10 protein-coding genes are annotated in these 11,655 nt (G+C 44.7%); 5 read left to right on the forward strand and 5 right to left on the reverse strand.

Annotated features, from left to right (window positions below):
- The first annotated feature begins 86 nt into the window (after nucleotides 1–86).
- From atpD to Q1A18_RS09380, 3 genes are all read left to right on the forward strand, one after another.
- Nucleotides 87–1,598, forward strand: coding sequence for a F0F1 ATP synthase subunit beta (gene atpD / locus Q1A18_RS09370; protein ID WP_299578837.1), 1,512 nt, complete (start codon nucleotides 87–89; stop codon nucleotides 1,596–1,598).
- 11 nt (nucleotides 1,599–1,609) lie between these two features.
- Nucleotides 1,610–1,852, forward strand: a complete 243-nt coding sequence (atpC, locus tag Q1A18_RS09375; RefSeq protein WP_299578839.1) for an ATP synthase F1 subunit epsilon — start codon at nucleotides 1,610–1,612, stop codon at nucleotides 1,850–1,852.
- Nucleotides 1,853–1,920: 68 nt separating this feature from the next.
- Nucleotides 1,921–2,904 (forward strand): glycosyltransferase family 9 protein, encoded by a 984-nt coding sequence (locus Q1A18_RS09380; RefSeq protein ID WP_299578841.1) that lies wholly within the window; start codon nucleotides 1,921–1,923, stop codon nucleotides 2,902–2,904.
- Here the strand turns inward: Q1A18_RS09380 and Q1A18_RS09385 are convergent.
- Together Q1A18_RS09385 and Q1A18_RS09390 are read right to left on the reverse strand one after the other, a co-directional pair.
- Nucleotides 2,901–4,067 (reverse strand): PatB family C-S lyase, encoded by a 1,167-nt coding sequence (locus Q1A18_RS09385; RefSeq protein ID WP_299578843.1) that lies wholly within the window; start codon nucleotides 4,065–4,067, stop codon nucleotides 2,901–2,903. The genes Q1A18_RS09380 and Q1A18_RS09385 overlap by 4 nt on opposite strands.
- Nucleotides 4,068–4,199: 132 nt before the next feature.
- Nucleotides 4,200–4,889 carry a 2-phosphosulfolactate phosphatase gene (locus Q1A18_RS09390; protein ID WP_299578845.1) on the reverse strand — a complete coding sequence of 230 codons (690 nt, stop codon included), beginning with the start codon at nucleotides 4,887–4,889 and terminating at the stop codon, nucleotides 4,200–4,202.
- Between the two features lie 239 nt (nucleotides 4,890–5,128).
- On the opposite strand from Q1A18_RS09390, the gene Q1A18_RS09395 reads away from it, so the two are divergent.
- A complete protein-coding gene (locus tag Q1A18_RS09395; protein ID WP_299578847.1) occupies nucleotides 5,129–5,719 on the forward strand; it encodes a hypothetical protein in 591 nt (196 codons plus the stop codon).
- A 322-nt stretch (nucleotides 5,720–6,041) separates the two neighbouring features.
- Nucleotides 6,042–6,434, forward strand: a complete 393-nt coding sequence (locus Q1A18_RS09400; RefSeq protein WP_299578849.1) for a GIY-YIG nuclease family protein — start codon at nucleotides 6,042–6,044, stop codon at nucleotides 6,432–6,434.
- Nucleotides 6,435–6,675: 241 nt separating this feature from the next.
- On the opposite strand, the gene scpA is transcribed toward Q1A18_RS09400, so the two are convergent.
- Genes scpA through mutA form a run of 3 tightly spaced genes read right to left on the reverse strand, consistent with a single transcriptional unit; the run spans nucleotide 6,676 to nucleotide 11,173 of the window.
- On the reverse strand, nucleotides 6,676–8,829 hold the full coding sequence (gene scpA / locus Q1A18_RS09405; protein WP_299578851.1) for a methylmalonyl-CoA mutase: 2,154 nt from the start codon (nucleotides 8,827–8,829) through the stop codon (nucleotides 6,676–6,678).
- A 41-nt stretch (nucleotides 8,830–8,870) separates the two neighbouring features.
- Nucleotides 8,871–9,266 carry a GxxExxY protein gene (locus Q1A18_RS09410; RefSeq protein ID WP_299578853.1) on the reverse strand — a complete coding sequence of 132 codons (396 nt, stop codon included), beginning with the start codon at nucleotides 9,264–9,266 and terminating at the stop codon, nucleotides 8,871–8,873.
- A gap of 29 nt (nucleotides 9,267–9,295) precedes the next feature.
- Entirely contained in the window at nucleotides 9,296–11,173 is a 1,878-nt protein-coding gene (mutA, locus tag Q1A18_RS09415) for a methylmalonyl-CoA mutase small subunit (RefSeq protein ID WP_299578855.1), read from the reverse strand.
- Nucleotides 11,174–11,655 lie beyond the last annotated feature (482 nt).

The raw sequence follows: 11,655 nt of genomic DNA on the forward strand, positions 1-11,655 counted from the left end.
AACAACAGACAATATAAAACCCATTAAATTTGTTCAATTAAGCTGGTTTTTGTAATTTCCGGCTCCACAGAAGTAAACTTTTTATCATGAGTCAAAATATCGGAAAAGTAGTACAGGTTATTGGACCTGTAGTTGATATCAGTTTCGACCGGGAAGGCAGTGAACTCCCCAATATTTACGATGCCTTAGAAATTGTTCGCGAAGGCCAGGACAACCTGGTTGTTGAGTGCCAGCAACACATTGGAGAAAACACGGTTCGCGCCATTTCAATGGATTCAACAGACGGAATCAGACGCGGAATGGACGTTGTAGCAACCGGTGAAGCCATTACGATGCCACAAGGGCAAATTGCACTGGGACGCTTGCTGAATGTTACCGGCGATGCCGTTGACGGCATGAAGAACCTTCCCAAGCAAGGATTGAACATTCACAATAAACCACCGAAATACGAAGACCTGACCACTGAAACAGAAGTGCTTTACACCGGAATTAAAGTAATTGACTTGATTGAGCCTTATGCCAAAGGGGGTAAAATTGGTCTGTTTGGTGGTGCTGGTGTTGGAAAAACCGTATTGATTCAGGAGTTGATTAACAATATTGCTTTGGCGCACAGCGGACTTTCGGTTTTTGCTGGAGTAGGAGAACGGACCCGTGAAGGAAACGATTTGCTTCGCGAAATGATTGAAGCGAAAATTGTTGACTATGGTGATGAGTTCCGCAAATCGATGGAAGAAGGCGGATGGGACCTTTCAAAAGTAGACCCGGAAGCCCTGAAAAAATCAAAACTGGCCATGGTGTTCGGACAGATGAACGAACCTCCCGGCGCCCGTGCCCGGGTAGCACTTTCCGGATTGACCATTGCAGAAAGCTTGCGCGACGGTGACGGCAGCAGCTCTGGTGGACGCGATATCCTGTTCTTTGTTGACAACGTATTCCGTTTCACACAGGCAGGTTCAGAGGTGTCAGCCCTTTTAGGACGGATGCCTTCAGCGGTAGGTTACCAACCCACGCTGGCTTCTGAGATGGGTGAAATGCAAGAGCGAATCACCTCAACCAAAAACGGATCAATTACATCGGTTCAGGCCGTTTACGTACCTGCTGATGACTTGACTGACCCTGCACCGGCCACAACCTTTGCGCACTTGGATGCTACAACGGTATTGAGCCGAAAAATATCAGAGCTCGGAATTTATCCCGCAGTTGATCCGCTGGAATCGTCTTCGCGAATCCTGACTGCCGATATTGTTGGGCAGGAACATTACAACTGTGCCCAGCAGGTGAAAGAAATTCTGCAACGCTACAAAGAGCTTCAGGACATTATCGCCATTCTTGGAATGGACGAACTATCGGAAGAAGACAAACTGGTTGTTCACCGTGCCCGCCGGGTACAGCGCTTCCTGTCTCAGCCATTCTTCGTAGCCGAACAGTTTACAGGACTGCAAGGAAAACTGGTTTCCATTGAGGATACCATTAAAGGTTTCAACATGATCATGAATGGTGAAGTGGATCAATATCCCGAATCAGCCTTCAACTTGGTTGGAACGATTGAAGAAGCCATCGAGAAAGGTGAAAAAATGCTGGCTGAAGCCCATGCTTAAAACCCATAACCATGTTTCTTGAAATTATAACACCCTCGACAAAAGTTTATTCAGGTGAAGTAAGCCTGGTAAAACTGCCAGGCAGCAAAGGCTCCTTTGCTGTTCTGAAAAACCACGCCCCTATCATCTCGACCCTGGAAGCAGGAAAAATCAAGATTGTTGAAAAAGGTGACAAGGTGAGCTATTTTGACATTAACGGTGGTGTGGTAGAAGTAAAAAAGAATAAAATTATTGTGCTGACTGAATCAGCATAAATATATTTACACTCATTAATTGATAATACCCTGAAAGATCAATATCTTTCAGGGTATTATTTTTAGCATTGGCTCCTAAAATACTCATCATACGGTTTAGCTCCATCGGCGACATTGTTCTGACCAGCCCGGTGCTGCGCTGCTTAAAAAAGCAGCTGCCTGAATCTGAAATTCATTTTTTAACCAAGAAAAAACATGAAGATCTGCTTCGGGCCAATCCGTACATCGATCAACTCTTTCTGCTGCAATCCAACCTGACCGAACTGATGCAACAGCTTCAACAGGAAAATTACGACTACATTGTGGACTTGCACCACAACCTGCGTAGCCAGTTTATACGACGCAACCTGCGCAAGAAAACCTACAGTCTGCACAAGCTGAATATCGAAAAATGGCTGCTGATTACCCTTAAAATGAATCTGATGCCCAAAATTCACATCGTCGACCGGATGATGAACACCGTGGCGCCGCTGGGCATTAAAAACGACGGACAGGGATTGGATTATTTCATTCCCGAAGAAGAAGATTACCCCCTGAGTCACTTACCCGAAGAATTCAGGCAGGGCTATGTTGCTCTGGTTTTGGCCGGCAGCTTTTACACCAAACGGTTTCCTGCCGAAAAGCACCTGGAAGTGATTGCAAAAACCCAGGTTCCCTTTGTCTTACTCGGCGGGAAAAATGAATTGGAGCTGGCCCAAAAGATTGAAGAACAAACATCGGGCAGAGTGCTTAATTTGTGCCATCAACTAAGCCTGAACCAATCGGCCTCGTTGGTCAAAAAGGCCCGGCTGGTTATTTCAAACGACACCGGACTCATGCATATTGCCGCAGCCTTTCAGCAAAAGATTCTTTCGATTTGGGGCGGCACAATCCCCGACCTGGGAATGACTCCCTACCAGCCGCATCCTCAATCCCGCATCTTCAAAGTAAACGGATTAAACTGCCAACCCTGCTCTAAAATTGGCAAAGCCTACTGCCCCAAACAACATTTCCGTTGCATGCTTGCACAAGATACAACGGAAATGGCTCAATGGGTTAAACAGAATTTTTAGGCAAACGCTTGCTGAATGCGAATCAATGCCTGCTCCAGCGTTGCTTTTGGACAGGCAATATTGATTCGCATGTAGCCCTTCCCTTGCGTTCCAAACTGGATGCCCCGGTTCAGACCAACACCGGCATTAATCAATCGGTCGTTCAGTTCATCATCCGTCAGCTTACAGGCTGAAAAATCCAGCCAGATCAGGTAAGTTGCTTCGGGTTTCATCGGAACAATCTGAGGCACTTTCTCTTTCAGGAAAGTCTCTAAAAAGCGGTAGTTTTCCTGTAAGTAATCCATCATTTGATCCACCCAGTCGGCTCCTTCGCGCAAGGCTGTTTCCAGGGCCAGCGAGCCAAAAATGTTCCCCATATGCAAGTGCGGTACCTGCAAACTCCGGTTGTAGCGCACCAACAGACGCTTATTAGGAATGACCACAAAAGAGGTGGTTAAACCGGCAATGTTGAAGGTTTTACTTCCCGACATTAACACCACACAGTTGTCGGCAATCTCATCGGACAGCGAAGCCAAGGGAATGTGCTTATAGCCATCAAACACCAGGTCGGCATGAATTTCATCCGAAATAATCAACACGTTATTCTCCAGGCAGATTGTTGCCAGCTGGGTCAGTTCTTCGCGTGTCCAAACCATTCCCCCTGGATTTTGCGGATTACACAACAACAACATCTTGGTGTTGGGCGTAATTTTGCGCTTAAGATCCTCAAAATCGAACGTGTAGCGACCATTCTCCAGCTTTAGCGGGTTTTCCACAAGCTTTCGTCCGGTTCCCTTAATCGAATCAAAAAACGGGAAATACACTGGTGGTTGCAAAATCACCTCATCACCAGCCTTGGAATAAGTTTCAATGGCCAGGGTTAATCCAGCCACAACCCCCGGACTAAATGAAAGCCATTCCTTATCAATCTTCCAATCGTGCCGCTGCTCCAACCAATTCAGAATAGCATCCGAGTAAGAATCGCCGCGAAACGTGTACGCTAAAACCTCATGTTCCAAACGCTTCCGCAAGGCATCCATCACAAAGTCCGGCGTCTTAAAATCCATATCGGCCACCCAAAGAGGCAACACATCCATGGTTCCAAACACCTGCTCCCGGGCGTCATATTTCAAACTGTTGGTATTGGTCCGGTCAACCAGTTCATCAAAATTGTATTTTTTCATAGCATTTTACCTATTCATTCTTCTAATTTCAGCAAATCAGACACTTCCGTAGCCTGGAAACTTTGCATCTGCATAGCACTTCCATAAACAAAGGCAGCAAAGTTACCCTTCCCAGCAAGGCGTTCCAATAGCCTAAAGTTCGATCTTTTTCAGAAAATACAAGTCCTCTTCCCGCTCAACTTTCAACACAAAGTTAAAGCGATCCAGGTCCAGGCATAAATCAAAATCAACAGCAGGAGCCCAGCTTTGTTTTTCGGGAACAAAAAAACGTGCTCCGGCACCATGACGCAAGCGCTCAACCATAGTCGGGAAGTCAACCGGCTCATCCAGCAATTTCGCCTTGATGTATTCCGCCAGGAAAGTATCTTCGTCAGTTGGTTGCTGGCAGGCATACCCCATACATACCAGCGAGAGCTTTTCGGGTTGCCGCTGCCGTATATATTGAATAATAGCGTCGGCATTAACAAAGCTTCCGCTTATAATCTCATCGGCACCCGTTGCATTCACAATCCCCTGTGTACCGCTGCTGGTGGTATGTACCATTGTTTTACCAGCAAGCTGGGTACTGACCAATTGCGAAGGCGAGTTCCCAAAATCAAAACCTTCGGGCTTCTGCTCGTTCCGCTCACCAACAAGCAAGTAATCCGGATGCTGCTTTTTGAGTTGATAAGCCAGCTCAATCTGTCCCACAGGATAAATACGCTCCACTCCTCCATCAAAAGCATAACAAGCTACCGAGAAAGCCCGGAACACATCAATAATAACGGTTAATCCTTGTGCCTGCCGGGCACCTTCCAGTAATTGTAAGATTTGTATTTCCATGAATTTTATTAAAAATTAACACCCCGGTTTTTTATGGCACAATTATTGATAACCTTCCACTCGCATCTCCAATCCCCTCTAAACACACATATTAGATGAATTCTTAAGCCCATCAATTTTATTGATTAATCTGATCGCATAAAATTAACCTACCCTTAACGCATGTTTTACAGCACATGTTGTAAAACATCTTACTTTTGTAAGTGTCATTTAGTAGTGACCATTTAAAATTCAAAACTATGAAAACATTTAGAACAATTACCATGATGTTTGCATTAACAGTTATTGCAAATATCGCCCTGGCAGCGGGAAGCTTGCGTGTAAACATTCTGCCGATCAATGGCGATCAGGCTGTGGTGGCCATTTCAAACAATGCCGAAACCAAATTCCAAATCAGCATTAAAGATGAGCAAGGCGATGTTGTTTACTTTAAAGAAACTGAGGAAAATGTAGCAGACTACCGCAAAGTGTATGATTTCTCAAAATTGGAAAACGGAGACTACACCCTGACTGTAAGTATTGATGATGTAAAAGGAGAACGTCCCTTCTCAATTGACCGCGGTTCAATCGTCGTAGGAAAAGAAAAAACCTTGGCAGCTCCATACTTCTCATTCAACAACGACGTATTGCGTATTGCTTTTCTGAACTACTCCGGCGAACAAACAAGCTTATACATTTACGATGGCGACCAACTTGTTTACAGCAAAGCATTGGAAAATTCTTTCTCTGTAAACGAAGGACTTAACCTTTCTAAATTAGCTACAGGAGATTACCAAGTGGTATTGGCTTCAGGAAATGAAGTTTACGACTACGCAGTTGCTGTAAAATAAGAAGTCCCAAAACTTTTTTTCCAATGCGGTTATCCACAAGAGACCGCATTTTTTATGCTTTAAACTTTCCTGGTGGAGCCAACTTCACCCATTCGGGTTGTTATTTCACGAAGCCGTTTGTCCAAATTTATTCCGGCCTCTTCCCAACAACCAGAAAGGGCTTTTACCTCCAACAGATCCTGAAGCAAGTTTAGAATGACGATCTTCACTAAGGAGTCACCTTCCATTTGCGAATCTTGCCGAACTTGTTACGGCATCTGCCTACTTGAAGGCAGAAAATTCTCTGCCCAAATGCTTACCTTTAACCAACAAACCTTCACACATGCATAAAGGCTTCGTTTATATCCTCTCGAACAAAAATCGAACAACCTTTTACATTGGCGTTACTTCCGATATTAAACGAAGAATACTCGAACACAAAAAGCGCATCGGATCAGCCTTTACCAAAAAGTACAACCTGACTGATTTGATGTATTATGAGAAAATAGAAGGCATGAACGAATGCATCAATCGGGAAAAACAACTTAAAAATTGGCATCGCGATTGGAAAATCAATCTGATTAGAGAAAACAATCCTAAAATGAAAGATCTATCCAGTGATTGGTTTCTTCAGCAAAATGGAGAACTGCTAATTGCCGACCGGGCAAAAGCGAAAGCATTTTTTAAAAAGCAGAACCAAAATTCGCGGACAGACCCTGAAGCAAGTTCAGGATGACGATCTTCACTAAGGAGTCACCTTCCATTTGCGAGTCTTGCCGAACTTGTTTCGGCATCTCTATGGGACTTAAAAGGCTGACAAGTAAGAGCAAACAGATCCCGAAATAAATTCGGGATGACGCTTTTTCTTTTTAAACGGACTGAGCAACAAAAAAAAAGCCACTCCCTCTCGGAAATGGCCTTTTATATGGTGAATTGAGCAGGTGACTCGGAGTCAGCTGCTCAATAACAGTCAGCATTTATTCTTCGTGCGTTGAAATCAAAATCTCAAGGATTTTTTTACCGGCAGCTGATACACTTGTACCAGGTCCGAAGATCGCAACAACACCAGCATCGTACAGGTATTGATAATCCTGAGCAGGAATTACACCACCGGCAATCACCATGATGTCTTCGCGACCCAGTTTTTTCAACTCAGCAATTACGGCAGGCACCAATGTTTTGTGTCCGGCAGCCAGAGAAGAAACACCCATCACGTGTACGTCGTTTTCAACGGCTTGCTTGGCAGCTTCTTCCGGAGTTTGGAACAGCGGTCCCATATCCACATCGAAGCCAAGGTCGGCATAACCGGTTGCTACTACTTTAGCGCCGCGATCGTGACCATCCTGCCCCATTTTGGCAATCATGATCCGTGGCTGACGACCTTCCAGCTCAGCAAATTTCTTCGCCAATTCCTGAGCTTCAGCGAAGGTTTTATCTTGTTTACTTTCTGATGAATACACGCCTGATATTGTTCTGATTACAGCTTTATAACGTCCTACGATTTTTTCGCAGGCGTCTGAAATTTCACCCAACGAAGCACGTTTTTGCGCGGCTTTAACCGAAAGGTCAAGCAAGTTACCTTCGCCTGTTTCAGCACATTTGGTAATGGCTGCCAAGGCTTGTTTCACTTCTTCTTCGTTACGCTCACCACGCAGTTTCTTCAACCGGTCAATTTGTGACAAACGAACAGCCGTATTGTCAATGTCCAAAATATCAATCGGATCTTCTTTTTCCAATCGGTATTTGTTCACGCCAACAATGGTTTGAGCACCGCTGTCAATACGTCCCTGAGCACGGGCAGCAGCTTCTTCAATCCGCATTTTTGGAACACCAGTCTCAACGGCTTTCGACATACCTCCCAGTTTCTCAACCTCTTCAATTAAGGCCCAGGCTTTGGTGTACAACTCTTGCGTCAATGACTCCACATAGTACGAACCAGCCCATGGATCGGCTCCACGGCAAATTTCAGTTTCCTGCTGGATGTACAGCTGCGTGTTACGTGCAATACGTGCAGAGAAATCGGTTGGCAAAGCAATCGCTTCGTCCAGCGCGTTGGTGTGCAACGACTGCGTGTGACCCAAAGTAGCCGCCATCGCTTCAATAGCTGTACGACCTACGTTGTTAAACGGATCCTGCTCAGTCAACGACCAACCCGATGTTTGCGAGTGCGTGCGCAAAGCCATCGATTTTGGGTTTTTAGGATTAAATTGTTTCACCAATTTAGCCCAAATCATACGAGCAGCACGCATTTTAGCAATCTCCATGAAGTGGTTCATTCCAACGGCCCAGAAGAAAGACAGACGTGGTGCAAAGGCATCCACATCCAATCCGGCTTTGATACCTGTTCGCAGGTATTCCAAACCATCTGCCAGCGTGTAAGCCATTTCAATATCGGCCGTTGCACCAGCTTCCTGCATGTGGTAACCCGAAATAGAGATGGAGTTGAACTTTGGCATTTTTTGCGACGTGAATTCAAAAATGTCAGCAATCACTTTCATCGAGAACTCTGGTGGGTAAATGTAGGTGTTCCGCACCATGAATTCTTTCAGAATATCATTCTGAATGGTTCCCGAAAGCTGATCCAGCGTAGCGCCTTGCTCCAATGCTGTAACAATGTAGAAAGCCATTACCGGAAGCACCGCTCCGTTCATGGTCATTGATACAGACATTTTATCCAATGGAATCTGGTCGAACAGGATTTTCATATCCAGAATCGAGTCGATAGCTACACCTGCTTTACCCACATCACCAACTACACGTGGGTGATCCGAGTCATAGCCGCGGTGCGTTGCCAGGTCAAAAGCTACTGAAAGCCCTTTTTGTCCGGCTGCCAGGTTACGACGGTAAAACGCGTTCGACTCTTCAGCTGTTGAGAATCCGGCATACTGACGGATGGTCCATGGACGCATGGCATACATGGCTGAGTAAGGTCCGCGAAGGAATGGTGGCAAACCGGCCGCATAGTTCAAATGCTCCATACCTTCCAAATCTTCTTTGGTATACACTGGCTTCACCGGAATTTGCTCCGGAGTCACCCAGTCTTTTTCAATTTTGTTTTGAGCAGCCCACTCACTCGCCTCTGGCTGGGCAGCAGCTGTCTTTATATTGATATTTTTAAAATTTGGTTTCATATTAAAAACTTTTAAACGCGAAGACGCTAAGTCGCCAAGAATTAAACAAAATAGTTATTTGCTTTTCGTTTGATCCCAGTTTTAATTAATGGGACATTGAAATTTATTAAATATCCAAGTTTCATATTGGCTAATTTCATGTAGGTCAATAACTGAACTTCGTGCACCGGTAAGATAATTTCCACGGCTTTAAGCTCAATGATTATCGACTTTTCAACTAACAAATCAATAAAAAACTCTTTCTCGAGAACCTTTCCTTTAAAAATCACTGGCAGTTTAACTTGCCTTTCAACCTCTAAATGAAGATTTCTAAGTTCTTCGGCCAGACAAACTTCATAAACTGATTCCAACAAACCGGGACCAAGTTCACGATGCACTTCATAAGATGCATGGACTATTTTTCTCCCAATTTCTTCATATTCAATTTTTGAAATCATCTTAGCGTCTCTGTGTCTTTGCGTTAGGTTTAAATTCCAAGTTTGCTTTGATACGCCTTCAATTCTTCCAGCAAATTGCTTTTCACATGAATGAAGTTTTCAATGCCTTTGGCTTTCAGCTCGTCGGTGCAAGCAGGAGCGCCGGCAACAACAAAGATTGCTTCACCATTGATGGCTTCGAAAGCAGCAGGAGCCATTTCAGCATATTCATCATCAGAGCTACAAATCACCACGATATCAGCGCCGGCTTCTTTGGCAGCAGCCACACCTTCTTCAACCGTAGCAAAACCGTTGTTGTCTTTTACTTCGTAACCGGCAACAGCAAAGAAGTTACAGGCAAACTGAGCCCTTGCTTTGCGGAAGTTCAGGTTACCAACAGTAAGCATGAAAGCCAACGGACGCTTGTTGTTCTCGGCATATTTATCCGTAGCAACACGGATTGCCTCAAACGCCTGAGCCCCACGATAAGGTTTCAAGGTTTCAATTTCAGCGTCCTCAGCAGTCAGGTCCATCGGTTTCAACGCGTCCTCAACAGCTTCTGGTTTTTCTAAACGCTCGGTGAAGTTCGGGAATTGATTAATACCCAGCAGATTTTCGCGACGGGTAGCCACGTTTAAATCCCGCTTGGCAGCCATTTCTTTCACTTTTGTTTGAATAAATCCAGCTTTGGCTGCAGCCAGGAAACCACCATTATCCTGAACTTCCAGGAACAGCTTCCAGGCCTCATCAGCAATCGACGCAGTCAATTCTTCAATATAGTATGAACCGGCACCAGCATCAACAATTTTGTCGAAGTGCGATTCTTCTTTCAATAACAGTTGTTGGTTACGGGCAATCCGGTCAGAGAATGTTGTCGGATCTTCGTAGATCGCGTTAAACGGAAGCACCGTAATCGAATCAGCTCCACCCAAAGCAGCACTCATGGCTTCGGTTTGGGTACGCAGCATGTTTACATAGGGATCGTAGAATGTTTTGTTCCAGCTGCCGGTTTCGGCATGAACTTTCATTTTGCAGCCACATTCGCACTTGGGTTCGTAGGCTTTTACAATTTGAGCCCACAACAGGCGACCGGCACGTAGTTTGGCAATTTCCATGAAGTAGTTGGCGCTCACACTCAAATTGAATTTGATGTTTTTAGCCACATCTTCAACAGCCACACCAACTTCGCTTAAGCTTGAAAGGTACTCAGCACCCTGAGCCAGCGAAAAACCCAACTCCTGGACAACAGAAGCTCCGGCATTGCCAAAGTTTTTGCCATTAACGGCCAATACACGGTAGCTGGGTAATTCAGCTGTTTTGGCAATCAGGTCTTGCGCTTGCGTCATCGCTTGCTCAACACCATTTTTGATACGACCGTAAAGCAGGTAGTTGCCAAAAGGATCGTAAGACACAGAAGCCTTCACGTTTTTAGCATCCCACTTGCCTGCCAACACATACTCTGCAAACAAGCCGGCAATTTTGCACGTCTGGCATTTGCAAACAAAGTTTACTTCTACCGACTCCAGACAGATGTCTTTCAACAAAACACCAAGATCTGCAACGGTCAGTTCTGCACAGTCATTAAAAACAAAGCCCAACGAAGTCACACCTTTCATCAAAACGTCAAGTGCTTTTTTGTTGGACTCTTCTAAATCTTTTACTACGATGTTCTGACGGACATACCAATCGTTGTTATTGGTCTTGGTTCCGCGCACGTAGGGAAACTCACCCGGTAGGGCATCAAGGTATCCCAACTTTTTCAGGTCTTCCTGCCGGTAATAAGGCTGAACGGAAAAACCCTCATTTGTCCTCCACACCAGCTTGCGGTCAAAGTCGGCACCTTTCAAATCGGCAACCACTTTTTCTTTCCACGCCTCTGTACTGACAGGAGGAAACTCGTTAAATAGTTTGATATATTTTTCTGCCATAATGTAACTGTTAAGAAAATCAGGCTGCAAAATTAGTCTTTTTACATAAGGACTGCTCAAAAATTCACAAGTTTTTAACCTTTAACTAACAAATATCAGGTTTTGATTCTCAGTTATTTAGACATCCAGTCATCTAGATATCTCAAAAATGCCCCTTATTTTTAATGGGTATAAATAACAAGGCATTTTGAACAGACCAAAAAACACACGATAATGCCAGTCTGGATTCACACGCTTTCCAGAATTGCAAAGGCGATAACCAACGCCTATTCTATTCCTTAATTAACTCATTTCGCTGCAAACAAGCAGGAATTTATGCAAACAGGGCAAGTAAGCTTATAATTTCAGCCATTGGGCGTTAAAGCGTGTAGCTTTGTCCACATTCGTAGAATACCTGACTCAAGAAAACAGCAACCACACTCCCCGCTAGCACCAGACCATAATTTAATAAACAATTTTGCGTTCAATTGATTAAGCCCCTC

This window comes from uncultured Sunxiuqinia sp. (assembly GCF_947495665.1).
In the GTDB taxonomy this organism is placed as follows: domain Bacteria; phylum Bacteroidota; class Bacteroidia; order Bacteroidales; family Prolixibacteraceae; genus Sunxiuqinia; species Sunxiuqinia rutila.